Here is a 25,947-nt window from a genome sequence, read left to right as displayed (position 1 = left end):
CTGGTAAAACCATGTTATTCTTTTTTTTTTTAAGGATACGGCGCCCACCGAGATCTACACAAGGCTATTCGTCGGCAGCGTCAGATGTGTATAAGCGACAGCCTCGATCGGCGCCGCGCGCACGGTGTGGCCCGCCGCCGAGTCGTGGTGCGCGCACGACCCGAAGCCCGGCACCTGCGTCGAGTACCTGGTGGGGACGCTCATCCGCCCGCTCCCGTACTTCGCCATGCCGGACGTCACGGGCCAGGTGCCCGAGGACGAGTTCCCCTCGTACAACGGGCCGTTCTTCCTGGACGGTTCACTGACCGCGGTGCTGGCGTTCTGCGCCACCTGCGCTGTCGTCGCGTACGCGGTGCGCGCCTCCGCACCACACGCCGACGCCCGGCCGCTGACCGCCCTGCTCACCGGCTGGCTCGCCTTCACCTGGGCTGCGGTCGGATATCTGGTCCCGCTGCGGTACGAGTTGGACGCGGGGGTCTACGACGACGCGCCACTGGCCGCCCAGTTGGTGCTGCTGATTCCGCCGACCGGGCTCCAGTACGCGCTACTCACCGCCCCGCTGTTCGCCGTACTGCTCGCCGCCGCCACCCGGCTGCGCCGTGCCGTACCCGCACTCAAGAGGTGACGTCACCCAACCCGCCCCACCACCACCCACCTCGACGGCAGCTCGATCCGTGTGCCGTCCGGCGTGAACTCGGTGGTGATGAGCGGCAGTTCACCCTCGGCGAGGACGGTGAGGCCCGCCGCGCCGATGTACGCCGTCACGGCATCGTCGGCGACCTCGCCCGGCGCGATGCCGTGCGCGAACACCGGCGCGAGCTTGGGCGGCGGGCCCGCGGGGCTCTGGGCCAGACCCTTGAGGACGGGGCCCGCCGCCTCCGCGAGCTCGACCACGAAGGCTCTGCCGCGCTCGCCGACCAGCGCGGCGATCCCGTCGACGAGCGGCTGGCGGTCGGCGGGTTCGCACTGGTGGAGGACGCCGCGCATATAGACGTTCACATCGCCGAGTTCCGCGTGCAGTTGCTCGGCCTCGGCGTGCTCGGCCGCGTCGACCTGCCGGAACTCCGCCTGTTCCGCCGGGTCGGCGTGCCGGGCGTGTTCGAGGGCGGCGGCGGACAGGTCGGCGCCCATGACGCGCGGGAAGCGGTCGGCGAGGAAGCGGGTCTGGGTGCCGTTCCCGCAGCCGAGGTCCACGACGGGCAGGCCGATGGCCGCCATGTGCGGTTCGAAGAGGGCGAGATGGATGCCGACGGCGAGCGCGGGATCGGAGTCCCAGAAGACGGCTCCCGGTTCGTCGGAGGCCTCCCGCCAGAACCCCTCCCAGGCCTCCTTGTACCGACTCGTGACGCTCATGCCAGCTCCCCAGGACGCGACGGCGGCCGCCGAATCCGACGGCAAGATCGGTCTACCGCGCCCGGGGAGCGCGGACAAGTCACCCGCGCGGTTCTTCACCGCGCATTCGATGTGTTCCCGCCGGGCGCGCCCCCGCGAGCCGGCTCACCGACGAGGCGGCGCCAGCTCGAACCACACCGTCTTGCCGGTGCTCGTACGGCTCGTGCCCCACTCCTTGGCGAGCACGCTGACGATCCGCAGGCCGCGTCCGAACTCGTCGGCGGGGCCCGCGTTGAGCAGTGTGGGCAGGGTGTGGTCGTCGTCCTCGACCTCGCACATCAGCGCGGGGCCGGAACGGACCAGGCGCAGTTCGACGCGGCCGCCGCGGGAGTGCCGTACGGCATTGGTGACCAACTCGCTGACCAGGAGCTCCGCCGTCTCGATCAGGGCGTCGCGGGACCAGGATCGCAGCTGTCCGCGCACCAGCTCGCGCGCCCTGCTCACCTCGCTCGGGTCGAGTGCGAGCCCCCACCTGGCGACGTCCTCGCCCGCGACGCCGTTCAGCCGGGCCATCAGGAGGGCCACGTCGTCCTTGCGTCCGCCGCGCCCCGCGTCAGCAAATGTCACAGCGAGCGCCCGGATGATGGTGTCGCAGGCGGCGTCCATGGAGGCGGCCGGGTGGGCCGCGGACTCGGTGAGGGTGGCGAGGCCGACGCCGATGTCCTCGCCGCGCACCTCGACAAGCCCGTCGGTGCACATCAGGAGACGGTCGCCGGGTGTCACGGGCACGCTGACCGCCTCGAACGGCACGCCTCCCACGCCGATGGGCGCCCCCGTCGGCAGCTCGAGGAGTTCACTGCGGCCGTCGGTGGCGCGGACCAGGACGGGTGGGATGTGCCCCGCGTTGGCGAGGTGCAGTTCCCCCGCGATGGGGTCGTAGACGGCGTACAGACAGGTCGCGAGATAGTGCTCGCCGAGCCGCTGCGCCAGGTCGTCGAGGTTGCGCAGGAGCTGTGCGGGCGGCAGGTCGAGGGCGGCCATGGTCTGCACGGCCGTACGCAACTGGCCCATCATCGCGGCCGAGTTGAGGCCGTGCCCCATCACGTCGCCTACGACGAGCGCGGTGCGCGATCCGGGCAGTTTCACGGAGTCGAACCAGTCGCCGCCGACCCGGCCGAGGAGGGTGCCCGGCAGATAGCGCGTGGCGATGTCGCAGCCGGTCATGCGCGGCTCGATGTGCGGCAGCATGCTGTCCTGGAGGGTGTCGGCGACGCTCTCCTGGTACGTGTACATGCGGGCGTTGTCGAGCACGAGGCCCGCGCGGGCGGCCAGTTCGGCGCCGGTGACGCGGTCCATGTCGTTGAAGACGGGCCGCTCCTGGTGGCGCAGCAGGATCATGAACCCGAGGACCACGTTGCGTGCCTTGAGGGGTACGACGAGCATCGAGCGGTGGTTGATGAGCGGGCGGATGTCGCGCTTCTCGAACTGCGAGGCGATCGCGTTGCCCATCTCCTCGCTGATGCGCGGCACGAGGACCGGGTCGCCGGAGGTCATGCACTGGAAGAACGGCGTGTGCGCCGGGAACGGCATGGATTCGCCGACCGGTACGACGTCGTCCCAGCGGCCCGGCTCGTCCGTGTGCTCCACGGCGACCCGGTGCCACAGCGTGGTCTCGTCCGGCGGGCCTTCGGGGAATCCCTCGCCCGCGACGACCTGTTCGCGCAGATACGTCCCCGCGACGTCCGTGAAGCGGGGCACGACGGCCCGGCTGACCTCGAGGATCGTCTGCGAGAGGTCGAGGGAGGAGCCGATGCGCCCGCTGACCTCGTTGAGGAATTCCAGGCGTTCGCGCACCGCCGCGTACTCGAGGTCCTCGCCCTCGTCCGCGGCGTCCGGCACCGGGATGCGACCCGCGGCGGCCGCTTCCTCCTCGCGCCGCCTGCGCGCCTTGCGCTCGGTGCGCCGGGCGACGCCCCAGTCCGGGGTGACGGGCACCCGGTCGTGCTTGCTGAACTCCAGGACGGGATAGCCCAGTTCGAGGATCTGGGCGACGATGCGGGAGCTCTCGCCGACGCTCATGCTGGGCAGGATCTCGGGCAGCCTGCCGGCCAGCTCGTCCGCTCCGGGGAAGTCGGTGTGCAGGGCGAAGCCGGGTGCTATCCGCTCCACCTGGCCCGGTTCGAGGCTGTCCGCGTCGACAAGACGGTCGGCGTCCGCCGCGAGGACGAGCAGCCGCTCGGGGCCAGGACCGATGAGCGGATACGCCCACCACAGGACGTCCACGCGGCTCTGCTCACGCCCTGGGACGGAGAGGCGTGCGCGCCCGGCTGCCGGGTAGGAGATGCGCCCGTCGAGGGAGGTCTCCAGGTCGGGTCCCAGACCGTCGTACGTTCCGTAGGGCTCGTGCTCGTCGGGGAGCGCGCCGGCCACCGGCAGCAGGTCGCCCGCGGGGGCGCCCACGGCGTCCTCTTTCGCGTATCCGAACAGCCGCCGTGCGCCGACGCTCCAGTGGGAGACGAGGCCCGCGCCGTCGATGACGACCACGGCGAGCGGGATCCGGCCGGCCACGGCGTGCTGTGCCACCGGCCCGCCCGGGGTGCCCTGATCCATGGCCAACGCTCCTTCCGGCGACGCCGTGCAGCCGCGCCGCCCCAACCACCGTACGACCGGCACGGGTTGCCTTGCGGCGCAATAGGGGAATTGGCCCGCGCCGGAGCGCGCGTCCGGCGCGGGTGGGGCCGCGCTCCGCCTGACGGCCCCTAGTCCTCGTGGCCCAGCTGAAGATCCCGCTCCGTACGTCCCCCGCCCGCGACCTGCAGCACGGTCGCCACCGGCGGGTACCCCGCGGCGATGACCGTGTACTCGCCGGACGACAGGTCGATGAACCGGAAGCTGCCGTCCTCCCGGGTCGTCAGGGTGTCCACCACGTTCCCCGCCGCGTCGAGCAGCGTCACGCGCGCGTCCTCGACGGGCCGCCCGCCGCCTGCCCGCACGGTCCCCCGCAGCACGGCGCCGCCCGCGAGCTCCACGTCCTGGCGGGTCTCGCGCGAGGCCTGCACGGTGACGGGCAGGGCGGCCGGGCGGAAGGCGGGGGCGCTGGCGGCGAGGGTGTACTCGCCCGCCACCAACTCCGTGATGACATAGCCCCCTTCGCGCCCGCTGCGGGTGGTGGCGACGACCTCGCCGCGTACGTCGGTGAGGGTCACCGCGGCGTCCCTGACCGGGGACCCGTCGGCGGTGAGCACGCTGCCCGCGAGCCGGCCCGCGCCGCCGAGCACCACGTCGAGCTCCACGGGGCGCTCGCCGACGGTGACGGTGACCGCCTGCGGCTGGTGACCACCGGCGGCGGCGATCAGGACGAACGATCCGGAGCCCGGCGTGGACAGCGCGTACCGCCCGTCCTCGCCGCTCGCGCCCCGGCCGATCTGCCGGCCCCCGACATCGATGAGGGTCAGGGCGGCGCGGGGCACGACGGTGCCGTCCGGGTGCTGCACGGTGCCGCAGACGGGCACCCCCGCTGCGTACGCGGAACGGGCCTGCGGGATGGACGTGGGCTCGGCCGTGGGGGCGTTCTGGGAGGCTGCGCTGGACAACAGGGGGGTCTCCTTGAGGAAGAAGGCGATCAGCATGCCGAGGACGAGCACCGGCACCAAGTAGAGGAAGATGCGCGGCATCGCGTCGGCGTAGGCCTGGATGTAGCCCTCGCGCAGCGCGGCGGGCATCGCGTGCACGAGCTGCGGGGTGATGGACTCGGGGTCCGGAAGGCCCGCCCCGGCCGGGATGCGGTCGGCCAGCGAGTCCGCGAGCCGGTCGGCGAAGAGGGTGCCGAAGATCGCGGCGCCGACGCTGCCGCCGATCTGCCGGAAGTAGTTGCTGGCGCTGGTGGCCGTGCCGAGGTCGGCGGGGCGTACGGCGTTCTGCACGGCGAGGATGAGCACCGGCATGACGAGGCCGACGCCCGTGCCGAGCACGGCCATCCAGACGCTGTAGTTCAGCCGGGACGTGTCGGCCTCGAGCCGGGAGAGCAGCCACATCCCCACGACCGACAGGATCCCGCCGAGGATCGGATAGATCTTGTAGCGCCCGGTGTGGCTGATGAGCTGCCCGGCGATGATCGAGGCGCCGACGAGGCCGCCCATCATCGGCAGCATGAGAAGGCCGGACTCGGTGGCGGTCGCGCCGTCGACCATCTGCAGGAAGGTCGGCAGATAACTGGCCGCTCCGAAGAGGGCGATTCCGACCACCATGCCTACTAGACCGGTGATGTTGAAGACCGAATCACGGAACAGGCGCAGCGGAATGATCGGTTCTGCCGCGAAGCGTTCGGCGACCAGGAAGAGCACGGTCGAGAGGACGGCGCCTCCACCGAGCCCCAGGATGACGCGCGAGCCCCACACGTACTCGGTCCCGCCCCAACTGGTGAGCAGCACCAGGCAGGTTGAGGCCACGGCGAGCAGCAGCGCGCCGAGCACGTCGAGTCTGGCCTTCGCGGTGGGCTTGGGCAGCTTCAGTACGAGAGTGACGACGGCGAGGGTGACGAGGCCGAACGGCACGTTGAAGTAGAAGCACCAGCGCCAGGTGACGTGGTCGGTGAAGAATCCGCCGAGCAGGGGTCCCGCCACCGAGGCGAGGCCGAACGCGGCGCCGATCAGGCCCATGTAGCGGCCGCGTTCGCGGGGCGGCACGATGTCCGCGATGATCGCCTGTACGCCGATCATGAGGCCGCCCGCGCCGATCCCCTGGATGGCACGGAAGGCGATGAGCTGGTCCATGGTCCGCGACCAGCCCGCCAGCGCGGACCCGACGATGAAGATGACGATCGCGAACTGGAAGACGCCCTTGCGCCCGAACAGATCCCCGAGCTTCCCGTAGATGGGAAGCCCGATCGTCGAGGTGAGCAGATAGGCGGTGATCGCCCAGGACATCTTGTCCAGGCCGTGCAGTTCACCGACGATCTTGGGGAGCGCGGTGGCGACGATCATCTGCTCCAGCGCGGCGAGCAGCAGCGCGAGCATCAGTCCGACGAACACCATCCGGACACGGGCGGGGCTGAGCCCCCGCACGGCCGATGCGGACTCCTGCGGCGGTGGCACCGCCGCCTGCTCGGGGGCCGGCACAGCGGCCTCCGCGGCCGCCTCCTCGCCCCGCTCGGCGCCCTTCACCAGCGTCGTCCCGCCCACGTTCTGCTCCCCTCGTCACGCTTGCGCCGCACATTTCTCGCATTACGCGACAACTGCGGGCAAGCGCGACGAGCGGGCCCCGGACGGGGCCGGGCAGACGTAAGCGCCGGTGGGAGACCTACGGCGTACAACTACGCCGAACAGAAAACCACTCGAAACGGTGAGCGTGACAACAACCCTGATGGGCTACAGGAGTTGAGCGGTCCGGGCGCGGCCCTACTTCTCGACTTCGGCGGCGAGCTTGCCGAGCACCTCGTCGTAGATCCGCCCAAGTCCCTTGGGGGCGAAGGTCTTCTCGAAGAACCCGCCGATGCCGCCCGCGCCGTTCCACACGGTGGAGACGACGACGCGCGCCTTGCCCTCGCCCGCCGGGGTCACGGTCCAGGTGGTGACCATGGAGGAGTTGCGGTCCTTCTCGACGAGCTCGCCGTCGGTCGGCTCGCCGACCTCGAGCAGGCAGTCACGGATCCGCTTGCTGGTGGCCTGCAGCTTCCAGTGGACGAGCGTTCCCTCGCCGTCCCCGCCCTCGCGCACCTCGTACTCGCTGAAGTGCTCCGAAAGGATCTTCTCGCGCGTGCCGTTGTAGTCGGCCAGCGCGTCGAAGACGTCCTCCGGCTCAGCCGCGATGATCCGCTCCGTGGTCGCCTCGACCTGCGCCATTGCACTTCCTCCAGCACTCGGTAACTCGGGGGTACCCGGAAAGCCAACCACCCTGCCCTCCGGGGCCCCAAATCGGGGTCCCCCTGTACGCCGATGACCCCCGTGCTCTCGTGACCTCTGCGCGCTCTCAGCCGGTGTGGAGGATCCGGAAGCGACCGGGTTCCGCCGGATCCCGATCGACGACCTGGACCGGCGTGCGACCCCATTGCCAGACGCTGATGCCCGGCGTGCGGGAGAACTGGATCTGCCCCCGGGTGCCTTCGACGGCGACGCGCGGCCAGGATGCGGCCGTGCGCGCCCGGTCCGTGCCGTGCGAGCGCAGCACTTCGGCGAGGACGGCGACCGTGTCGTAGCCCTCGAAGGCGACGAAGGACGGCGCTTCGCCAAGACGCTCGCCGAGGGCCGTCGCGACGCGTGCGCCGAGTGGGCCGAGGCGCTCGGGAAGGTAGCGCAGGAACGGGATCGCGGCGCCGTCGTCGCCCAGCGATGTCGCCCACCCGGCGAACTCCGGTTGTCCGGCCGGAGCGCCGATCAGGATCTCGGCGAGACGCTGGTCGCGGCGGACGGACTTGACGATCGGCACGGCGGGATCCGGGTGGCCGACCAGAAGGAGGAGGGCTGTCGCGCGATGCTCGACGAGTGCGTCGCACAAGGCCGTGGGGTCGAGCGCGCTCATGTCGAGTTCGACGACGGAGCCGCCGCGCGGTGCGAGGTGGTCGCGCAGGATGCGGGTCCCGGATGCCCAGTAGACACTCGGCTGGGTCGCTACGGCGATGCGGCGGTGGCCCGCGCCGAGCAGGAAGTCCGCGTAGATCCGCCAGCCGCGGGACTGCGGCGGTGCGAGGCGCGCCACCCATTCTGTCGGCTGTTCGGTGAGCGCGTCGAGCACCGCCGACGAGCAGAGGAACGGCACGCCGAGGGCGGCGGCCCTGGTGGCGGCGGCGCGAGCGACGACGCTGTGATACTCCCCCGCCAAGGCGGCCACGCCCAGGGCGGCCAATTCGTCCACGGCCGCCACGGCCTTCTGCGGATCGGCCGCGGTGTCACGGACCACCAGCTCGAGCGGCCTTCCGGCGATCCCGCCGGCGTCATTGACCTCGCCGACGGCCAGCTCGAGTCCGGCGAGCAGGTGCCGGCCCGCCTCGGCCCAGCCGGGCCGGGTCAGCGGAACGAGAGCGCCGATCCGGACGGTTGCTCCGTCGGTCCGCTCCGCCCCAGGTGGCGATGGTGGCGTGTTCAGGGTGTCCATGCCGGACATTGATCCACCATCATCGCCGGAAGGCAACCGACTATTTGCCCACTGAGCTGCCAGGATTCAGGAATCCGCCGTCAGTACGCCGCGCTGATCGTGATCCCGGCCACCGTGCCGTCGCCCCGGAGAGTCAGCGCCTGCGGGCCTTCGTGACGTACGCAGTCGAGACGGCCGAGGGCGGTCTCCCTCCCGTCCGGTCCGCCGACGGCGATCCCCTCGGTGGCAGCCATGACGAGCAAGGTCTCGCCCGCGGCGCACGCCATCTCCACCCCCTGTGCGGCGGCGACGGTGACCATCCGCACCTCTGCCGTAGCCCGGCCCCTGCGGGTCATCACGTTCATGTCGCGCACCGCGCCCGCCTCGAGCAGACAGTCCGTCACCGCGTCGCCGGAGAAGGCGAAGGGGCTCAACGGCGCGACCGGCTGCTTGGTCCCGTCCACGGTCAGCACCATGCCTTCGCCCTCGACGAGGGTGATCACGCGGTCGATCCCGGGAAAGGCGGAGAAGGGGCCTCCCGCGTCCACGTCCGCGACGCTCACCCGCCAGTCGAAGCCGTCCGCGGGCTCCGCCGAGTCCAGGGGCGCCCGCACGGATCCCGACGCGACCTCACGGGTCGTACCGCCGCCGTTCTTCCACGGCATGCTGCGGTACTCGCTCCAGCGCAGAACATCTCCGCCCATCCGACGCCGCCTCCTTCTTCCGTCGTCCGGCCTGCCGCCTTTACCGGCAAACCGGGGCCAGCCTAATTCCGACTCATTCCGGCCGCCGAAACGGCCACTTAGGCGGAGGCGGAGGCGGAGGCCACGAAGAACGGAATGGCGACGAGGAAGCGGCCGGTCTCGGCGCGGCGGCGCTGTTCGGCGAGCCACTCGTCCGCCTGGTCGCGGCCGACGGCGCCGCTTGCGCAGGCGGGTTCGGCGAGCCTGGTGAGCAGCGACAGCATCGCGGGTTCGGTGAAGACGCTGGTGTGCACCTCGACCGTGACGTCGTCGAAGCCGCCGGCCAGGAGCAGGCCGCGGTACTGACGGCCGGCGCGGGGCGTGCCCAGGAGGTCGGCGCGGGCGTGCACGATCGTGCGGGTGAGCGCCGCGTCATCCGAGTCGATCATGATGGCGTCCCAGTCCTGACCGACCAGGACGATCCTGCCGCCCGGGCAGAGGACCCGTCGCGCCTCCGCCACCGCGCGCCCCGGCTCCTGAAGTACGTGGAAGACCTTGTCGGCGCGGTAGCCGTGCACGCTCCCGTCGGCGAACGGCAGATCCTCCGCCCCCGCCTCCCGGAACTCGCCCTGCGACCACCGCTCCCGGGCCGCGGCCAGCATCCACGCGCTGGGGTCCACGCCCACCGCGTGGACGCCGCGCTCGGCCAGCTCGGCGACGGCTCGTCCGGCGCCGCAGCCGACGTCCACGACGGTCGAGCCCGGGACGAGAGAAAGCAGTTCGTAGGAGCGGGCCCGGAGCCGAGTGGCGCTCGGCATCTGGTCCGCGGAGTCGAGGACGGCCAGCAGAGCTTCGGTGTCGCGGTGCTCTTCCACCGCTCCCTGCGCTTCCTGCACTTCCTGCACTTCCTGCACTTCCTGATTCTTGGACATGGACGCCATGCTGCGACTTAATGTCGACATGAAGTCAAGCGAAGACGGCGGCGCCGGCACGTTGAGCATCGGCGCGATCGCGGCACGGTTCGGCCTGGCCACGCACGTGCTGCGGCATTGGGAGGCGATGGGCCTGCTGCACCCCGGACGGGACACCGGCGGGCGCCGCCGCTACGGCGCGGACGACCTCACCCGCGTGGCGACGATCCTCGCCTTGAAGGAGGCCGGCCTCGGCCTGACCACCATCGGGAGCCTGTCCGCAACCGTCGACCGCGCCACCCGGCAGGAGATCCTGCGCCCCGCGGCCGAGGAGCTCCGGTCGAGAATCGCAGCGGCCCAGGCCTCATTGGAGCTCGTTGAGGGCGGTCTGAACTGCGAGCACGATGACGTCACCCAGTGCCCGAACTACCGGCGGCTCATCGCCGAGCGGGTGGGCGGTTCGGGCAGCCAGTCGCGGGCCGGGTCGTAGTCCAGCCATCGGCTTCGCCCCGCTTCCTCCGCGCAGGCGGTGGCGAGGCGGTCCACTCCTGGGTGTCCGTTGCCGGTGCGCCACAGCAGTGACCAGGCGTACAGCGGCGTGGGATCGACCAGCGGGACGGAGCGAAGGCCGGGGACCTCCGGCAGTGGCACATCGGCCGGTACCAGCGAGAAGCGTTGCGGCTCTTCGGCCACCTCGGCGAGGAAATGGTCGAGCCCCAGGTTGACGCTCGTGGCCGTGTCCTGGATGCCGAACCGCTCGGCGAACCGGTGGAGGAAGTCGAGTCGGTCCAGCGCACCGGGTGCCCACAGCACGCTGCCCCGCAACTGGTCGGGCCGCAGGGCCGGTTCGGCTGCGAGCGGATGGTCCGTGCTCAGTACGGCGTCCACCGGTTCGAGGCGGACGAGGCGGTGTGCCAGGCCGGCGGGCAGCGGGGGGTGGACTCGGCCGAAGGCCGCGTCGACGTCGCCGCGCAGCAGCGCCGTCGCCACCGACGGCAGATCGCGCCCGTGTCCCAACGCCAACTCCCCCGCCCGTCCGGCGACTTGGGCCAGCGTCCGCATCGGCGCGTAGAGGTGCCCCCAGACGTCCACGCGCAGCGGTCGGTCCTCGCCGACCGCTGCCGCGACCGCGGCGTCGGCGGCGGCCAGGGTCTGCCGGGCCGGTGCGAGGAATCGCTGTCCGGCGTCGGTGAGGCGCACGCCGTTGCCGCCGCGCTGGAGCAGTTCGGTGCCGAGCAGGGATTCCAGCCGCGCGATCCTCTTGGACAGCGCCTGCTGGGAGATGGCGAGCGTCCCGGCCGCCCGGCCGAAGTGCAGTTCCTCCGCGGTGCGCACGAAGGCACGTACTTGCGCCACGTCGAGATCCATGGCTTCCACCATAGGTGACAACCAAAAGTTGTCGGCTTTGCTTGGGTGTTGTTGGATCGCGGGGCGGCCGCGGGGGTTGCATCCTCTCCATGCGAAGACTGATTCCCACGGGAGAGGCGGCGCGTCCGGTCGCCTTCGCCGAGGTCCCCCAGCCCGTGCCGGAGCCCGGTGAGGCACTGGTCAAGGTCGAGGCGTTCGCGCCGAACCGGGGCGAGACCTTCCTCCTCGAACACCCCCGGCCGGAGCTGCTGCCCGGCAAGGACATCGCGGGGCTCGTCGTACAGGCGGCAGCCGACGGTTCCGGCCCCGGCATCGGCACCCGTGTGGTCGGGCACCCGGCGCAGGGCGGCTGGGCCGAGTACGCCGCCGTGCCCACGCACTCGCTGGCGGTGCTCCCGGACAGCGTCGACAGCGCACGGGCCGCGGCCCTGCCCCTGGCCGGGATCACTGCCCTGCGGCTGCTGCGTACGGCCGGATCCCTGGCCGGCCGACGAGTGCTCCTGACCGGCGCCTCAGGCGGCGTCGGCCACTACGTCACCGAGCTGGCCGTCGGGGCCGGAGCCGAGCTGACCGCGGTGACGGCCACGCCGGTGCGCGGCGAGCGGCTCGCGGAGCTGGGCGCGACGGTGGTGCACGAAGTCGCGGTGGCCCAGGGACCGTTCGATGTCGTACTGGAGTCCACGGGCGGGCCGGATCTGCCGCTCGCCCTGTCGAAGGTGCGCCCGGGGGGCCTGCTCGTCTGGTTCGGCCAGGCGAGCCGCACCCCAGTGTCCCTCGACTTCTTCCAACTCCTCGGCGGGCCCGAGCGCGTGACGATCCAGCACTTCCACTACGCCGGCGCCCCGTACGGCTCCGATCTCTCGGCACTGGTGCGCCTCGTGGAACAGGGCCGGCTGCATCCGGAGATCGACCGCGTCACCGACTGGGCACAGACCGCCGACGCGCTGGTCGACCTGCGGGAGCGCCGGATACGCGGCAAGGCCGTACTGCTGACCGGAGGAGCACGATGAGCACTGCCGACTTCGCCGCCGCCCAGTGGACACGCGCCCTCGGTGCGGGCGTGGACCCGCACGAGTACCGGCGCGTCACCGAGGGCCTCACCTCCGTCGCCGACTGGGGACCGTCCTTCCTGCGCACCGGACACGGCTACCTCCAGCGCGCGCAGGATGCGGGATCGTCCCTCTCGGCGGGTGAGTACCTGCTGATGGCGGCCCGGTGGTTCCACGTGGCCACCCTGGCGCCGTACGCGGAAGCGCCTCGTGCCGCCGCCGAGGCGGACCGCGCCCTGAGCCGGGCGCTCACCGTGTTGGAGCCCGGTGCGCGGCGGGTGCGCGGCGAGGGATTCACCGGCTGGCTGCGCGGCCCCGCCGACGCGCCGGGGACCGTGGTCGTCGTCCCCGGCCTGGACTCGGCCAAGGAGGAGTTCCTCGATCTGGTGTCCGCGCTGCTGGCCAGGGGTCTCGCGGTGTTCGCGATGGACGGCCCCGGGCAGGGCGTGCTCGCGGCCACCACGACCTTCGTGTCGGAGTACGAGCAGGTCGTGGGCCGGGTCATCGATGCCATCGGCGTCGCACGCGTCGGGATCGTCGGCCTGAGTCTGGGCGGTTATTTCGCGGCCCGGACCGCGGCGCTCGAGCCGCGCGTGGCAGCCGTCGCCACCGTCAGCGGCCCCTCCCGCCTGCACTGGGAGGAACTACCCCCACCGGTAAGGGACATCATGGCCGGGCGCGCCGGAGGAGCCGACGCCGCCCGGGAGTTCGTACGCCACGTGGACCTCACCGACCTGGCACCCCGCATCGCGGCCCCGCTGCTTGTCGTGGACGGCGACCAGGACGTCATCCCCGGCGTGACGAACGGCGAGCCGCTGGCCCGCCTCGCGCCACACGGCACCTATCTCTCCGTCCCGCACGGCGACCACCTCCTCGGCAACGCGCGGCCCGACTGGCTGCCCCACCTCAGCGACCACCTCACGCACACCCTGACGGGAACACCGGCATGAACCGCTTCACCGACAAGACCATCCTCATCACCGGCGGCACCAGCGGCATGGGGCTCGCTACCGCACACCGCCTCGTCGCCGAAGGCGCTCACGTCATCGTCACCGGTCGCACCCGCGCACGGGTGGACTCCGCCGTCAAGGAGCTCGGCCCCGGCGCCTCGGGAATCGTGGCCGACGCCGCTGACCTCAGCGCGGTGGACGCGCTGATGGAGGCCGTCCGGGACCGTCACGGCCGGCTGGACGGCCTCTTCGCGAACGCGGGCACCGGCACCTTCCTGCCCTTCGAGAACATCACCGAGCCGGACTTCGACCACGGAGTCGACGTCAACTTCAAGGGCGTGTTCTTCACCGTCCAAAGGGCACTGCCGCTGCTGGCGGAGGGAGGCGCGATCGTCATCAACGCGTCCTGGACCCTCCACCGGGGCAACAGCGTCCTGACCCTCTACTCGGCGACCAAAGCCGCCGTACACAACCTGGCCCGAACCCTCGCCGCCTCACTCGCCCCACGAGGCATCCGCGTCAACTCCGTCAGCCCCGGCTACATCGACACCCCGATGTACCCCGCCGACGCGCTGACCAAAGCAGAGGCGGATGCGGTCACCGGCCAGATCGTCGCCGGCCGCTTCGGACGCCCGGAGGAGGTCGCCGCGGCCGTGGCATTCCTCGCCTCGTCCGACGCGTCCTACGTCAACGGCCAGGATCTGGTCATCGACGGCGGACTGGTCGGCGCCGTCCCCGCCTGACGATCGGAATCGTGCTGACGGACACTCAGCCGTCCTGCCCTTTCAGCGAAGCTTGGGGCTGGTGAGAGCGAGTGCCGCATCAAGAAGTGCTGAGGTCAGTGCGGGGAGCTGGTCAGGGGATTCGGTGATGGTCCGGCACTGGGCACCGTCTCGCTGCGCGACCGCCTCCCACACCACCCGACGGGCTGTTCGGACGGCTCTGCATGGCCTTCATCGCACCGTTCCGCTACCTGATCATCTACCCGGCGCTGACCCGCCGATGGGAACACGCCTGGCAAGACCGCGCCCGCCTGCTCGCCGGGACGGACAGCGCCGACGGACACCCCTGAATCACCAAGAACCAGCACCTCGACACCCTCGATTTGAGTCCTCATGCTGCCTGTATGCGCAGATCAAGGGCGGCTGTGGGAAGTTCGGTGTTCTTGGCGCTCGCTCCGGGCACTGTTGCCGGCCTGGTGCCTTGGTGGCTGACGGGGTGGCAGGCCGGTCATGAGTGGCCGGCCGTTCGGCTGCTGGGCGGGGCCGTGCTGACCGGGGGTGCGGTGGTGTTGGTGCACGCCTTTGCTCGGTTCGTACGCGAAGGGCTTGGCACTCCGGCGCCGGTCGCACCCACCGAACACCTGGTGGTGGGCGGACTGTACCGCCATGTGCGCAACCCGATGTATGTGGCGGTCACGGCCGCGATCGGTGGCCAAGCCCTGCTGCTGGGGCGGCCGATTCTACTGACGTACGGGCTGCTCGCCGGAACAGTGATGTGGGCGTTCGCACGCTGGTACGAGGAGCCGGCGCTGTTGCGTACGTTCGGGGCGGAGTACGAAACGTACCGGCGGGCGGTGCCGGGCTGGTGGCCGAGGCTTCGCCCGTGGCGCGGCGAGAGTCACACATGACCCAGCAGGCGCAGACCACTGCCCAGCAGGCGCTTCACGTGAGGTTCTTGCGCAGGAAGGTCTCAAGTCGTTCGGCGAAGCCCGGTGCTGCGGCGACGAAGTGACCGGCGCCCGGATGCACGCCGCGCTCGGCGTTGAGCGCATCGGCGAGGGCGTCGCAGATCCGCTCGAGCGCGGGCGTGTGGTCTCCGGAGGTGACAAGCACCGGGATGCCGGCATCACGGATCGCGTCGAGATCTGGGCGCGCCTCGCTGGTCGGTCGGCCACCGTGCGCCCGTCGAACGCCGGCGACCACGTCCTTGGGAAGCGGGCCGTCGCCGATGGGCGCACCCGTGAGTCGGAGGAACTCGCGCAGTTGGGTCGGGGCCGTATCGATGCCGTGGGCGAGGACCGTATCGCCGAGGCGCTCGAGCCGCGCCGCCTCGGGGTCGTCAGGGACGAGGTAGTTGAGCGGCGGCTCGATCAGGGTGAGTGAGCGCACGCTGCCCGGTGCGGAAGCGGCCGCGATCAACGTCCCGAGGACGCCGTAGGAGTGGGCGACGACGTGCGGGCTGCCGACGAGCAGCGGCGCCAGGTCCAGGGCGTCCACCTCGAAGTCCTGACGCTCCCGCGGTGGCGGGCTCGGCGGATAGCCACGGCGATGGACGTATGCCAGCGTCCACCGCTCGGCCAGCGGAGCGACAGGGCCCCACGTCGTGCGCGGGCCTGCACCGCCGTGCACGAGCAGGACCTCCGGCCCAGAGCCGTCCCGTACCACCACGATCTCGCTCACGAGGCGAGCGTAGCGGCGCACGGTGAGCCACGGTCCCGCACTCGAGGAGCGGGGTCGGTCGCCGGGTTGGTCAACCGCAGCAGTCACAGCCAGGGCGGCAGCCGCAGGAGTCACAGCCAGGGCGGCAGCCGCAGGAGTCTCGTTCCTGCTGCGCGGGCCGAGCGAGGACATCCGGAGCCGGGACAGCGCAGCAGCCCTTCCCTCGCCAGGCGTCGCGTCCCTCTTTGAGAGCGATGGCGGCTATCACGAGGGCGGCGATCGGGTCGGCCCAGGAGCAGCCGAAGGTGGCGTTGAGGATCAGACCGACCAGGAGCACTGCGGACAGGTACGTGCACAGGAGGGTCTGCTTGGAGTCGGCGACCGCGGAAGCGGAGCCGAGTTCGCGGCCGGCCTTGCGCTGGGCGGCGGACAGGAACGGCATGATCGTCAGGGAGAGGGCGGCGATGAAGACGCCGGGGACGGAGCGTTCGGCCTCGCCGGTGCCGGCCGGCGCGCGGACAGCGTCGACGGTGACGTACGCGGCGAGCGCGAAGAAGGAAACGGCGATGATCCGCAGGGTGGTTTTCTCGCGTGCCTCGCGCACCGCGTGCTCGCGGGCGGAGAACTGCCAGGCGACCGCGGCGGCGGAGGAGACCTCGATGACGGAGTCCAGGCCGAAGCCGATCAGGGCGGTGGAGGAGGCGATCGTGCCGGCGGTGATCGCGACGGCCGCCTCGATGACGTTGTAGGTGATGGTCGCGGCGACGAGCAGGCGTATGCGCCGGGCGAGCTCCTCGCGCCGGGCCGGGGACGGCCCCAGGGATATCGCGGTCATCAGCGGCACCCCTTCTCTGCAGCCTCGGCGCACGTGCGGTCGGCCTCGACGGCGATCACGGCGGTACGCAGGTCGTCCAGCGCATGGCCGAGGCGTTCATCAGGCCCCGGCCTACCCCTCCGACCCATCGCACTCACTGGCCAAGCACGACACTCCCTCACCACAGCCGGTATCCGGTCGCACGATCAAGGGAACATGTGTTCTATTGTGTGGCCAGTGCTACCGAGGAGGCGTCATGCGCTGGGAGAACCTCGCCGACGGGCCGTCACGGCAGGTCGCGGACGCCGCGCTGTTCGGCGCGGACGCGGTTACTACGAGGACCTTCGACACGCCCGAATTCAGAGGGATCACCTTTCACGAGATCCGGGCCAGAACGATCGTGAACCGGGTGCCGGGGGCGTCCCGCATGCCGTTCGAGTGGACGGTCAATCCGTATCGAGGGTGCACGCACGCGTGCGTCTACTGTTTCGCGCGCAAGACGCACAGCTACCTCGACCTGGACACCGGTCTCGGCTTCGACAGCCAGATCGTCGTCAAGGTGAACGCGCCCGACCTGCTGCGGCGTCACCTCGCCTCGCGCCGCTGGCAGGGACAGCACATCGCGATGGGCACGAACGTGGACTGCTATCAGCGCGCGGAGGGGCGGTACGGGCTCATGCCCGGGATCATCGCCGCGCTGCGGGATCACGCGAACCCCTTCTCCATCCTCACCAAGGGCACGTTGATCCTGCGCGACCTCGATCTGCTGCGGCAGGCCGCCGCCGTCACCGACGTCGGGATATCCGTGTCCGTCGGCTTCGTCGAGCACGAGCTGTGGCGCACCGTCGAGCCGGGCACGCCCGCTCCGGAGCGCCGCCTCGATGTCGTACGGACCCTGACCGAGCACGGGATCGGGTGCGGGGTCCTGATGGCGCCCGTCATTCCCTTCCTGGGGGACCGGCCCGAACAGCTGCGGGCCACCGTGCGGGCCATCGCCGCCTCGGGGGCCACCTCCGTCACTCCGCTCGTGCTGCATCTGCGGCCGGGCGCCCGTGAGTGGTTCATGGACTGGCTCGCGCAACACCATCCGTATCTCGTGCGGCGCTACGAGCGGCTGTACGCGGAGGGCGCCTACGCCCCCAAGTGGTACCAGCGCCGCATCACCCGGCAAGTGCACGAACTGGCCGAGGAGTTCGGCATCGGCCCCGCACGCGCGGGCGCCGCCCGCCGTATCCGCGCACCCGAGGATCCCGCGCCCGCGGACGTGCCCGGCGGCACCCAGCTCACACTCCTCTGACCTCCTCTGACCTCCTGGTTCGGCCCGCGCACCGCACTGAACGGCGCCCTTTCCGGTCATTCATCGGCAGAACGACCCCTTCCGGGCGGACTTTCCGGGACGATGCCGCGGGGGCCGTGGCACCCACGGTCCCGAACCCCCCGCCCCGGGAGGCCCGATGAAGAAACGCGCCGTCGCCCTGTGCGGCGTCGCCGCGGTGGTGGCCTCGATGGTCACGGCCGCGGTACCCGCCGCGAGCGCCGATAGCACCAGCACCAGCACCAGCAGCACCACCAGCAGCAGCCCACGCACCCCCGCGCTCACCTGGAAGAAGTGCGCGACCAAGGACTACCCCACGCTTCAGTGCTCCTCGCTGAAGGTGCCCCTTGACCACGGCCGGCCGCACGGCCGGCAGATCACCCTCGCACTGTCCCGCGTCCCGCACACCGCGCGGAAGTCACAGGGCCCGCTCCTGGTCAACCCCGGCGGCCCCGGCGGCAGCGGCCTGTCCCTGGCCGGATTCGTCGCGAAGTCGCTGCCGGCGAAGGTGGCGGCGCAGTACGACGTCATCGGCTTCGACCCGCGCGGCGTCGGCAAGAGCACACCGGCCCTGAACTGCCGCCCCGGCCACTTCTCCCCGGTGCGCCCCGACACCGTGCCCGCCACGCCCGCGACCGAGAAGGCGAACCTCACGCGGATCCAGTCGTTCGCGAAGGCCTGCGCCAAGAAGTACGCGGACGTGCTGCCGTTCATCGACACGGTGAGCGCGGTCAGGGACATGGACGCGATCCGCGCCGCCCTCGGCGCCAAGAAGATCAACTACTTCGGCTACTCGTACGGCACCTACCTGGGCTCCGTCTACGGAAAGCTCTTCCCGGACCGCGTACGCCGCATGGTCCTCGACTCGATCGTCGACCCCACGGGCGTCTGGTACGAGGACAACCTCCAGCAGGACTACGCCTTCGACGCCCGGCACAAGGCCTTCGCGGCCTGGGTCGCCCAGCACGACAAGACGTACAAGCTCGGCAAGGACCCGGCGAAGGTCGAGGCCAAGTGGTACGCGATGCGCGAGGCAGTCGCCAAGAAGCCCGCGGGCAAGAAGGTCGGCGCCGGCGAGCTCGAGGACACGTACATGCCGGGCGGCTATTTCAACGGCTACTGGCCGTTCCTGGCCGAGGCGTTCGCCGCGTACGTGAACGACAAGGACGCGGATCCGCTCGTGGAAGCGTACGAGAACTTCGGCGCCGTCGACGCGGCGGGCGACAACGGCTACAGCGTCTACGCCGCCGTGCAGTGCCGTGACGCGTCCTGGCCGCGCGACTGGGGCACCTGGCGCGACGACAACTGGCGGGTCCACGAGAAGGCGCCGTTCATGGCCTGGAACAACGCCTGGTACAACGCTCCGTGCGCTTTCTGGCCGACGGAGTTGCTCGAGCCGACGGACGTGTCCAACTCCGGGCTGCCGCCGACGCTCCTCTTCCAGGCGACGGACGACGCGGCCACACCGTACGAGGGCGGCGTCACCATGCACCGCAAGCTGCACGGATCGAGCCTGGTCGTCGAGCAGGGCGGCGGCAACCACGGCATCACCCTGTCCGGGAGCAGTTGCCTGGACCGGCACCTGGCGACGTATCTGGAGAACGGGAAGGTGCCGCGCAGCGGCGGCGAGGTCGACGCGGTCTGCAAGGCACTGCCCGACCCCAAGCCCCTGAGCACGAAGGCCGGTTCGGGGCGCGGGGCCACACTGCACGGCCTGCTCGGCTTCCGCGGCTGAGCCGAGCCGCCCCGGGTGTCCGAGCAACACCCAAGCCCGTCGGGGGCGTTGACGGTCCCATGGTCCAAGATGGACCCATGAGTCGACTGACCCACATCAGCGCCCCCGCCGGAGTCTCCCCCGCCACCCAGTACACGCATGTGGTCATGGGCACGGGCCGCTTCGTGGCGATCTCCGGCCAACTCCCCCTGGACAAGGAGGGAAACCTGGTCGGCGAGGGTGATCCCGCCGCGCAGGCGCGGCAGGTCTTCGACAATCTGTGGCACTGCCTCGTGGCCGCGGGCGGCAGCTTCAGGGACGTCGTGAAACTGACGTACTTCGTCACGGACATGGCCTACATGCCCGCGATCCGCAGCGCCCGGGACACCTATCTGGACCCGGCGCGCCTCCCCGCCGCCTCCGCGGTCCAGGTATCCGCGCTGGTCTCGCCGCAGTGCCTGATGGAGATCGAGGCGTACGCGGTGCTGTAGGGCGCCGATGCGTCCGCTAGTCCGGCAGCCGGGCCAGTGCCGCGGACGCCGCCGCGGCGAGCCGCGGATGGCCGCTCGCCTTCGTCAGGACGTCCCTGGCCCGCGGGTCGCCAAGGGCGCCGAGGCCCTCCACGCACGCGAGCGCGATCTTCCCGTACGGGTCGTAGGGGACGAGCCTGCGCTCCAGCGTGGTGATCAGGGCGGGCACCGACTCGGGGGCGTGCAGTTCGGTGAGCAGGCGCACCGGATGCAGCGCGTAGGCGATGCGCAGTTCATTGGTGGCGAGGGCGGCCGCCGCGCGGGCCGTGCGCGGGTCGCCGAGCCGCGCGAGCGCGTACGCGGCGGCCGCGCACCGCGAGGGATCCCGGTGGTTGAGCAGCAGCACCAGCGACTCGAAGGCCCGGCGGTCCCCGGCGGCGCCGAGCCGGACCGCCGCCAGTTCCCGCGCCCACAGCGGCTGCCCCGCCGCCGCGAGCACCTCCGCCAGTTCGTCGAGATCGCCGGTCGCCACCAGCCTCTCGTAGGCCTTCGAGACTCCCGCCTCGCGGCGTAAGCGTTCCGTCACCGTCCGCAACTCCACGTCCATGACGGGGAGCCTATCCGCGATGTAGATCACAAACACCGGGGACTGGCGCGCTCGTTACTCGCCGGTTAGTCTCATGTGAGCGGGGCATACTCCTCGTCAGCAGTTCTTTTTCTCGCGGCGGCCTGGTGACGCAGCCGGCGCGAGAGGGTACCCCCACTCCTTTAAGGCAGTGGGGGAGCATGTCGGTTCGGTACTTCAGGTACCTCAGCTCCATCCAGTACGACGTGGCTCCGGGACAGAGCCGGTCGACTCCTCACGGGCGTGCGCGCTTTCGCCGCCCGGTCACGACACGCAGCACCTCCCTCCGTACGCCGCGCATTCCCCGAAGCGCCCGCGTGCGCCCCTCAGTCGTCACTCACCTTCCTGGAGTCCACACATGGACACTCCCTTGAACACTGTCGCCGTGATCGGTCTCGGCACCATGGGCACCGGCATCGCCGAGGTCCTGGTCCGCGCGGGCCGCGAGGTCATCGGCATCGACATCAGCGAGGCTGCGGCCGTGCAGGCCGTCACCTCGATCGAGGCTTCGACCGAGCGGGCCGTGCGCCGCGAGCACCTCACCGAGGGCGAGCGGCAGAGCGCTCTCGCCCGGCTTCGCACCTTCACCGACCTGAGCGCCGCGGCCGACGCGGACCTGGTGATCGAGGTCGCCCCGGAGTCGTACGAGATCAAGCAGCAGATCGTCCGCGAACTCGACGGCGTCGTGCGCCCCGAGACGATCATCGCGACCGGCACCAACGCGCTGTCCGTGACCCGCCTCGCCGCCGAATCGGCGCGCCCCGAGCGGGTGTTGGGCCTGCACTTCTTCAACCCGGCGCCCGCGATGAAGCTGGTCGAGGTCGTCTCGTCCGTCCTTACCGCGCCCGCCGCGGTCGCCGCGGTCACCGACCTCGCGTACGCCCTGGGCAAGGAGCCCGTGGCGGTCGGCGACCGGCCCGGCTTCGTCGCCGACGGCCTGCTCTTCGGCTACCTCAACCAGGCCGCCGCGATGTACGAGGCGAAGTACGCGTCCCGCGAGGACATCGACGCCGCGATGAAGCTGGGCTGCGGCCTTCCGATGGGCCCGCTCGCGCTGCTCGACCTGATCGGCGTCGACACGGCCCGCACGGTCCTGGACGCGATGTACACCGAGTCGAACGACCGGCTGCACGCCCCCGCGCCGATCCTCAAGCAGCTCAGCGAGGCGGGCCTGACCGGTCGCAAGGCGGGGCGCGGCTTCTACTCGTATGAGGAGCCGGGCAGTTCGGTCGTGGTGCGTGACGCGCTGTCCCCGCTGGATAGCGGTCAGCGGATCGGCGGCCGGGAGATCCGGTCGGTCGGCGTCGCGGGGTCGGGGACCATGGCGTCCGGCATCGCCGAGGTGTTCGCCAAGGCCGGCTACGACGTGGTGCTCGCCGCGCGCAGCGAGGAGAAGGCGGAGAAGGCCAAGGCCCGTATCGCCAAGTCGCTTTCGCGCTCTGTCGAGAAGGGGCGGATGACGGCGGAGACGGCGGCCAAGACCCTGGACCGGATCGCTCCGGCGGGTTCGTACGACGCGTTCTCCGATGTCGACCTGGCCCTCGAGGCGGTCGCCGAGGACCTGGAGATCAAGCAGCAGCTGTTCGCGGCGTTCGACAAGGTCTGCAAGCCGGGCGCGATCCTGGCGACCACCACCTCGTCGCTGCCGGTCGTCGCCTGTGCCCGCGCCACCTCGCGTCCCGGCGACGTGATCGGCATGCACTTCTTCAACCCGGCACCGGCGATGAAGCTGGTCGAGGTGGTCCGCACGGTCCTGACGACCGACGAGGTGCACGCGACAGTGCGCGAGGTCTGCGCGACGATCAAGAAGCACCCGGTGGACTGCGGCGACCGCGCCGGCTTCATCGTGAACGCGCTGCTGTTCCCCTACCTCAACAACGCGATCAAGATGGTCGAGGAGCACTACGCGACGCTAGACGACATCGACGCCGCGATGAAGCTCGGCGGCGGCTACCCCATGGGCCCCTTCGAGCTCCTGGACGTCGTCGGCCTGGATGTCTCGCTGGCCATCGAGAAGGTGCTGCACAGCGAGTTCCGCGACCCGGGTCTCGCCCCCGCTCCGCTGCTCGAACACCTGGTGGCCGCGGGCTGCCTCGGCCGCAAGACCGGCCGCGGCTTCCGCGAATATGCCCGACGGTAAGCCGCGTACGGACGGGAGCGCGCCCGGCGACGGACCGCGCACGGACTGGGGCGGGCTGCTCGATCCGTCGGGCGGCCCCGTCCCGCATGAGCACTCGGCTGCGCATATGCAGTACGTTCGGGTCATGCCCAAGGCCGCCAAGTCCACACGTACGCCCGCTACGCCCGACGCTCCGGAGAGCGCGGCGGGCAGCCGCGCCGCGGCTCAACGCCTCAAGATGCGCCGGGAGCTGGCGGCCGCGGCGATGGAACTGTTCGCGTCCAAGGGGTACGAGGCGACGACGGTCGACGAGATCGCGGCGCGGGCCGGGGTGGCGCGGCGGACGTTCTTCCGGCACTTCCGCTCCAAGGAAGAGGCGATCTTCCCGGACCACGACGACACGTTGATCCGGGCGGAGGCGGTGCTCAACGCGGCGCCGCCGCACGAGCACCCGCTGGACACGGTGTGCCGGGGCATCAAGGAAGTCATGAAGATGTACGCGGCATCGCCCGCGGTCTCCGTGGAGCGCTACCGCCTGACGCGCGAGGTACCCACCCTGCGCGAGCGCGAGATCGCCTCGGTGGCCCGCTATGAACGGCTCTTCACGCGGTATCTCCTTGGCCACTTCGACGAGCAGGCCCACCACGACGGCAACGACGATCCGCTGCTCGCGGAGGTCGCGGCGTCGGCGGTGGTGACCGCGCACAACCACGTGCTCCGGCGGTGGCTGCGTGCGGGCGGCCAGGGCGACGTGGAGACCCAGCTGGACCACGCCTTCGCGATCGTCCGCAGGACGTTCGGCTCGGGCATCGGGGCGGGCCGGGACACCACCACCGCTCCGGCGGCCTCGGTGAGCACCGGGGGCGATGTCCTGGTCACCGTGGCCCGGACGGACGCACCGCTGGACGAGATCATGCGGACGATCGAGAAAGCACTGCGGGAGCGGGCCTCGTAGGTCCGGGTTTCACCCTGATTGTCCTTGGCTTTTATGGGGGCGCTACCCACGGGTAGCGCCCCCTCTGTCATGTCCGCACACCCTCTGACCTGCACTGATCGATCATCTATCAAAAACTCATGGCACCCAGTGTCTTGTCACTTGGCACGCGGTGCCATACGTTGATGTTGTCCGGGCGGCCGGCGTGCAGAGAACTTCCGTACGCCGGCTGTCCCCACAAGCCACGGCTCGTGCGCCCGGACGCCTGCGTCACAGGCAACCTCCCGCGCCACACCAAGCGCTGCCGAGCTCCACCCTTCGCCGAACCGACGGCACACCCTCACAAGCACCAGCAGCACCCGACGTAACCCTCAAGAGCGTGTTCCCCTCGGAGGGGACCCGCACTTCGCCGGAGGCATCACCGTGAAGGAAATCCTGGACGCGATCCAGTCGCCGGACTCCACGTCCGCCGACTTCGCCGCTCTCCCCCTGCCCGACTCGTACCGCGCGATCACCGTGCACAAGGACGAGACGGAGATGTTCGCCGGGCTCGAGACCCGCGACAAGGACCCCCGCAAGTCGCTGCACCTGGACAATGTTCCCGTGCCGGAACTCGGCCCCGGTGAGGCCCTGGTGGCCGTCATGGCCTCCTCGGTCAACTACAACTCCGTGTGGACCTCGATCTTCGAGCCGGTGTCCACCTTCAGCTTCCTGGAGCGCTACGGCCGCCTGAGCGAGCTCACCAAGCGCCACGACCTGCCGTACCACGTCATCGGCTCCGACCTCGCGGGCGTCGTGCTGCGCACCGGACCCGGCGTGAACGCCTGGAACCCGGGCGACGAGGTCGTCGCGCACTGTCTGTCCGTCGAGCTCGAGTCCAGCGACGGCCACAACGACACGATGCTCGACCCCGAGCAGCGCATCTGGGGCTTCGAGACCAACTTCGGCGGCCTCGCGGAGATCGCCCTGGTCAAGTCCAACCAGCTGATGCCCAAGCCGGACCACCTGAGCTGGGAGGAGGCCGCATCGCCCGGCCTGGTGAACTCCACCGCCTACCGCCAGCTGGTCTCCCGCAACGGCGCCGGCATGAAGCAGGGCGACAACGTCCTGATCTGGGGCGCCAGCGGCGGACTCGGCTCCTACGCCACCCAGTTCGCCCTGGCCGGCGGCGCCAACCCGATCTGTGTCGTCTCCAGCCCGGAGAAGGCCGCCATCTGCGAGGCCATGGGCGCCGAGGCGGTCATCGACCGCAACGCCGAGGGCTACAAGTTCTGGAAGGACGAGCACACCCAGGACCCCAAGGAGTGGAAGCGCTTCGGCAAGCGCATCCGCGAGCTGACCGGCGGCGAGGACGTGGACATCGTCTTCGAGCACCCCGGCCGCGAGACCTTCGGCGCCTCGGTCTACGTCACCCGCAAGGGCGGCACCATCGTCACCTGCGCCTCGACGTCGGGCTACAACCACGAGTACGACAACCGCTACCTGTGGATGTCCCTGAAGAAGATCGTGGGCTCGCACTTCGCCAACTACCGCGAGGCCTGGGAGGCCAACCGGCTGATCGCCAAGGGCAAGATCCACCCCACGCTCTCCCGCGTCTACTCCCTCGAAGAGACCGGGCAGGCCGCCTACGACGTGCACCGCAACCTCCACCAGGGCAAGGTCGGCGTCCTCGCGCTCGCGCCCCAGGAGGGCCTGGGCGTGCGCGACCCGGAGATGCGGGCCAAGCACATCGACGCGATCAACCGCTTCCGGAACATCTGAGGGGCTGAGGTCCGCACATGACAGAGCGTCAGAAGGACCGGCCGTGGCTCATGCGCACGTACGCCGGTCACTCCACGGCCGAGGCGTCCAACGAGCTGTACCGGCGCAACCTCGCCAAGGGTCAGACGGGCCTCTCGGTCGCGTTCGACCTGCCCACGCAGACGGGCTACGACCCGGACCACATCCTCGCCCGCGGTGAGGTCGGCCGGGTCGGCGTCCCCGTCTCGCACGTCGGCGACATGCGGCGCCTGTTCCAGGACATCCCCCTGGAGCAGATGAACACCTCGATGACGATCAACGCCACGGCCATGTGGCTCCTGGCGCTCTATCAGGTGGTCGCGGAGGAGCAGGGCGCGGACATCACGCAGCTCCAGGGGACGACGCAGAACGACATCGTCAAGGAGTACCTGTCGCGCGGGACGCACGTCTTCCCGCCCGGCCCCTCCCTCCGCC

The 25,947-nt window shown here is 70.8% G+C and carries 24 protein-coding genes and 2 pseudogenes; 14 read left to right on the top strand and 12 right to left on the bottom strand.

The window, feature by feature from the left end; translation table 11 throughout:
* Window positions 1–124 precede the first annotated feature (124 nt).
* Window positions 125–625 carry a hypothetical protein gene (locus E2651_RS21450; RefSeq protein WP_135332811.1) on the top strand — a complete coding sequence of 167 codons (501 nt, stop codon included), beginning with the start codon at window positions 125–127 and terminating at the stop codon, window positions 623–625.
* Window positions 626–627: 2 nt separating this feature from the next.
* On the opposite strand, the gene E2651_RS21445 is transcribed toward E2651_RS21450, so the two are convergent.
* The 7 genes from E2651_RS21445 to E2651_RS21415 form a co-directional block, all read right to left on the bottom strand.
* Window positions 628–1,353 (bottom strand): class I SAM-dependent methyltransferase, encoded by a 726-nt coding sequence (locus E2651_RS21445; RefSeq protein ID WP_135332810.1) that lies wholly within the window; start codon window positions 1,351–1,353, stop codon window positions 628–630.
* Window positions 1,354–1,497: 144 nt separating this feature from the next.
* On the bottom strand, window positions 1,498–3,942 hold the full coding sequence (locus E2651_RS21440) for a SpoIIE family protein phosphatase (RefSeq protein WP_135332809.1): 2,445 nt from the start codon (window positions 3,940–3,942) through the stop codon (window positions 1,498–1,500).
* Between the two features lie 149 nt (window positions 3,943–4,091).
* The gene (locus E2651_RS21435) at window positions 4,092–6,425 is read right to left on the bottom strand and encodes an MFS transporter (protein ID WP_245239056.1); all 2,334 of its coding nucleotides are present in this window, start codon (window positions 6,423–6,425) and stop codon (window positions 4,092–4,094) included.
* 303 nt (window positions 6,426–6,728) lie between these two features.
* Window positions 6,729–7,172 (bottom strand): SRPBCC family protein, encoded by a 444-nt coding sequence (locus tag E2651_RS21430; protein ID WP_135332808.1) that lies wholly within the window; start codon window positions 7,170–7,172, stop codon window positions 6,729–6,731.
* A 127-nt stretch (window positions 7,173–7,299) separates the two neighbouring features.
* Entirely contained in the window at window positions 7,300–8,412 is a 1,113-nt protein-coding gene (locus E2651_RS21425; protein WP_135332812.1) for an ABC transporter substrate-binding protein, read from the bottom strand.
* Window positions 8,413–8,501: 89 nt separating this feature from the next.
* Window positions 8,502–9,104: a HutD family protein gene (locus tag E2651_RS21420; RefSeq protein ID WP_135332807.1), complete on the bottom strand. Its 603-nt coding sequence runs from the start codon at window positions 9,102–9,104 to the stop codon at window positions 8,502–8,504.
* A 98-nt stretch (window positions 9,105–9,202) separates the two neighbouring features.
* Window positions 9,203–10,015, bottom strand: coding sequence for a methyltransferase domain-containing protein (locus tag E2651_RS21415; protein ID WP_245239054.1), 813 nt, complete (start codon window positions 10,013–10,015; stop codon window positions 9,203–9,205).
* Between the two features lie 28 nt (window positions 10,016–10,043).
* Between E2651_RS21415 and E2651_RS21410 the strand changes: the two genes are divergently transcribed.
* The gene (locus tag E2651_RS21410) at window positions 10,044–10,484 is read left to right on the top strand and encodes a MerR family transcriptional regulator (protein WP_135332805.1); all 441 of its coding nucleotides are present in this window, start codon (window positions 10,044–10,046) and stop codon (window positions 10,482–10,484) included.
* Here E2651_RS21410 and E2651_RS21405 read toward each other — a convergent pair.
* Window positions 10,421–11,362 carry a LysR family transcriptional regulator gene (locus tag E2651_RS21405; RefSeq protein ID WP_135332804.1) on the bottom strand — a complete coding sequence of 314 codons (942 nt, stop codon included), beginning with the start codon at window positions 11,360–11,362 and terminating at the stop codon, window positions 10,421–10,423. The genes E2651_RS21410 and E2651_RS21405 overlap by 64 nt on opposite strands.
* 89 nt (window positions 11,363–11,451) lie before the next feature.
* Between E2651_RS21405 and E2651_RS21400 the strand changes: the two genes are divergently transcribed.
* The 5 genes and pseudogenes from E2651_RS21400 to E2651_RS21380 all read left to right on the top strand — a co-directional run bounded on the left by E2651_RS21400 (window position 11,452) and on the right by E2651_RS21380 (window position 14,991).
* Window positions 11,452–12,372 (top strand): zinc-binding dehydrogenase, encoded by a 921-nt coding sequence (locus tag E2651_RS21400; RefSeq protein WP_135332803.1) that lies wholly within the window; start codon window positions 11,452–11,454, stop codon window positions 12,370–12,372.
* The gene (locus tag E2651_RS21395) at window positions 12,369–13,361 is read left to right on the top strand and encodes an alpha/beta fold hydrolase (protein WP_135332802.1); all 993 of its coding nucleotides are present in this window, start codon (window positions 12,369–12,371) and stop codon (window positions 13,359–13,361) included. Before E2651_RS21400 ends, E2651_RS21395 begins: the two co-directional genes overlap by 4 nt.
* Window positions 13,358–14,104 carry an SDR family oxidoreductase gene (locus tag E2651_RS21390; protein ID WP_135332801.1) on the top strand — a complete coding sequence of 249 codons (747 nt, stop codon included), beginning with the start codon at window positions 13,358–13,360 and terminating at the stop codon, window positions 14,102–14,104. Before E2651_RS21395 ends, E2651_RS21390 begins: the two co-directional genes overlap by 4 nt.
* A 176-nt stretch (window positions 14,105–14,280) precedes the next feature.
* A pseudogene (locus E2651_RS21385) lies at window positions 14,281–14,433 on the top strand (DUF2867 domain-containing protein); the annotation flags it as partial.
* Between the two features lie 54 nt (window positions 14,434–14,487).
* Window positions 14,488–14,991, top strand: a complete 504-nt coding sequence (locus tag E2651_RS21380; RefSeq protein ID WP_135332800.1) for an isoprenylcysteine carboxylmethyltransferase family protein — start codon at window positions 14,488–14,490, stop codon at window positions 14,989–14,991.
* Window positions 14,992–15,025: 34 nt separating this feature from the next.
* On the opposite strand, the gene E2651_RS21375 is transcribed toward E2651_RS21380, so the two are convergent.
* The 3 genes and pseudogenes from E2651_RS21375 to E2651_RS21365 all read right to left on the bottom strand — a co-directional run.
* Complete coding sequence (locus tag E2651_RS21375; protein WP_209446208.1) at window positions 15,026–15,763, bottom strand: alpha/beta fold hydrolase; 738 nt, start codon at window positions 15,761–15,763, stop codon at window positions 15,026–15,028.
* A 70-nt stretch (window positions 15,764–15,833) separates the two neighbouring features.
* Entirely contained in the window at window positions 15,834–16,577 is a 744-nt protein-coding gene (locus E2651_RS21370; protein ID WP_135332798.1) for a cation transporter, read from the bottom strand.
* Window positions 16,577–16,678: pseudogene (locus tag E2651_RS21365) on the bottom strand (transcriptional regulator); the annotation flags it as partial. The pseudogene E2651_RS21365 and the gene E2651_RS21370, both read right to left, overlap by 1 nt.
* A gap of 134 nt (window positions 16,679–16,812) precedes the next feature.
* Here E2651_RS21365 and E2651_RS21360 point away from each other — a divergent pair.
* The 3 genes from E2651_RS21360 (at window position 16,813) to E2651_RS21350 (ending at window position 20,076) form a co-directional block, all read left to right on the top strand.
* Window positions 16,813–17,853: an Rv2578c family radical SAM protein gene (locus E2651_RS21360; RefSeq protein ID WP_135332797.1), complete on the top strand. Its 1,041-nt coding sequence runs from the start codon at window positions 16,813–16,815 to the stop codon at window positions 17,851–17,853.
* A gap of 157 nt (window positions 17,854–18,010) precedes the next feature.
* On the top strand, window positions 18,011–19,606 hold the full coding sequence (locus E2651_RS21355; RefSeq protein ID WP_135332796.1) for an alpha/beta hydrolase: 1,596 nt from the start codon (window positions 18,011–18,013) through the stop codon (window positions 19,604–19,606).
* A gap of 77 nt (window positions 19,607–19,683) precedes the next feature.
* A complete protein-coding gene (locus E2651_RS21350; RefSeq protein ID WP_135332795.1) occupies window positions 19,684–20,076 on the top strand; it encodes a RidA family protein in 393 nt (130 codons plus the stop codon).
* 16 nt (window positions 20,077–20,092) lie between these two features.
* On the opposite strand, the gene E2651_RS21345 is transcribed toward E2651_RS21350, so the two are convergent.
* Entirely contained in the window at window positions 20,093–20,662 is a 570-nt protein-coding gene (locus tag E2651_RS21345; protein WP_135332794.1) for an adenylosuccinate lyase, read from the bottom strand.
* Between the two features lie 376 nt (window positions 20,663–21,038).
* Here E2651_RS21345 and E2651_RS21340 point away from each other — a divergent pair, with 376 nt between their 5' ends.
* The 4 genes from E2651_RS21340 to E2651_RS21325 all read left to right on the top strand — a co-directional run.
* Window positions 21,039–22,820, top strand: coding sequence for a 3-hydroxybutyryl-CoA dehydrogenase (locus E2651_RS21340; protein ID WP_135332793.1), 1,782 nt, complete (start codon window positions 21,039–21,041; stop codon window positions 22,818–22,820).
* 106 nt (window positions 22,821–22,926) lie between these two features.
* Window positions 22,927–23,754, top strand: coding sequence for a TetR family transcriptional regulator (locus E2651_RS21335; protein WP_209446209.1), 828 nt, complete (start codon window positions 22,927–22,929; stop codon window positions 23,752–23,754).
* Between the two features lie 402 nt (window positions 23,755–24,156).
* Complete coding sequence (gene ccrA, locus E2651_RS21330; protein ID WP_209446207.1) at window positions 24,157–25,494, top strand: crotonyl-CoA carboxylase/reductase; 1,338 nt, start codon at window positions 24,157–24,159, stop codon at window positions 25,492–25,494.
* A 17-nt stretch (window positions 25,495–25,511) separates the two neighbouring features.
* The coding region (locus E2651_RS21325) for a methylmalonyl-CoA mutase family protein (RefSeq protein WP_245239052.1) at window positions 25,512–25,947 on the top strand (436 nt) is incomplete at its 3' end.

Source organism: Streptomyces sp. MZ04, assembly GCF_004684775.1.
Taxonomy (GTDB): domain Bacteria; phylum Actinomycetota; class Actinomycetes; order Streptomycetales; family Streptomycetaceae; genus Streptomyces.
The sequence above is the reverse complement of the archived record's forward strand: the minus strand, read 5'-3'. Positions and strand labels throughout refer to the sequence as shown.

Bases quoted from the DNA above. Each gene is read 5' to 3' on its own strand.
- E2651_RS21445 (WP_135332810.1), bottom strand. From the start codon at position 1,353: ATGAGCGTCACGAGTCGGTACAAGGAGGCCTGGGAGGGGTTCTGGCGG.
- E2651_RS21440 (WP_135332809.1), bottom strand. From the start codon at position 3,942: ATGGATCAGGGCACCCCGGGCGGGCCGGTGGCACAGCACGCCGTGGCC.
- E2651_RS21430 (WP_135332808.1), bottom strand. From the start codon at position 7,172: ATGGCGCAGGTCGAGGCGACCACGGAGCGGATCATCGCGGCTGAGCCG.
- E2651_RS21420 (WP_135332807.1), bottom strand. From the start codon at position 9,104: ATGGGCGGAGATGTTCTGCGCTGGAGCGAGTACCGCAGCATGCCGTGG.
- E2651_RS21415 (WP_245239054.1), bottom strand. From the start codon at position 10,015: ATGTCCAAGAATCAGGAAGTGCAGGAAGTGCAGGAAGTGCAGGAAGCG.
- E2651_RS21410 (WP_135332805.1), top strand. From the start codon at position 10,044: ATGAAGTCAAGCGAAGACGGCGGCGCCGGCACGTTGAGCATCGGCGCG.
- E2651_RS21405 (WP_135332804.1), bottom strand. From the start codon at position 11,362: ATGGATCTCGACGTGGCGCAAGTACGTGCCTTCGTGCGCACCGCGGAG.
- E2651_RS21400 (WP_135332803.1), top strand. From the start codon at position 11,452: ATGCGAAGACTGATTCCCACGGGAGAGGCGGCGCGTCCGGTCGCCTTC.
- E2651_RS21395 (WP_135332802.1), top strand. From the start codon at position 12,369: ATGAGCACTGCCGACTTCGCCGCCGCCCAGTGGACACGCGCCCTCGGT.
- E2651_RS21390 (WP_135332801.1), top strand. From the start codon at position 13,358: ATGAACCGCTTCACCGACAAGACCATCCTCATCACCGGCGGCACCAGC.
- E2651_RS21380 (WP_135332800.1), top strand. From the start codon at position 14,488: ATGCGCAGATCAAGGGCGGCTGTGGGAAGTTCGGTGTTCTTGGCGCTC.
- E2651_RS21370 (WP_135332798.1), bottom strand. From the start codon at position 16,577: ATGACCGCGATATCCCTGGGGCCGTCCCCGGCCCGGCGCGAGGAGCTC.
- E2651_RS21360 (WP_135332797.1), top strand. From the start codon at position 16,813: ATGCGCTGGGAGAACCTCGCCGACGGGCCGTCACGGCAGGTCGCGGAC.
- E2651_RS21355 (WP_135332796.1), top strand. From the start codon at position 18,011: ATGAAGAAACGCGCCGTCGCCCTGTGCGGCGTCGCCGCGGTGGTGGCC.
- E2651_RS21350 (WP_135332795.1), top strand. From the start codon at position 19,684: ATGAGTCGACTGACCCACATCAGCGCCCCCGCCGGAGTCTCCCCCGCC.
- E2651_RS21345 (WP_135332794.1), bottom strand. From the start codon at position 20,662: ATGGACGTGGAGTTGCGGACGGTGACGGAACGCTTACGCCGCGAGGCG.
- E2651_RS21340 (WP_135332793.1), top strand. From the start codon at position 21,039: ATGGACACTCCCTTGAACACTGTCGCCGTGATCGGTCTCGGCACCATG.
- E2651_RS21335 (WP_209446209.1), top strand. From the start codon at position 22,927: ATGCAGTACGTTCGGGTCATGCCCAAGGCCGCCAAGTCCACACGTACG.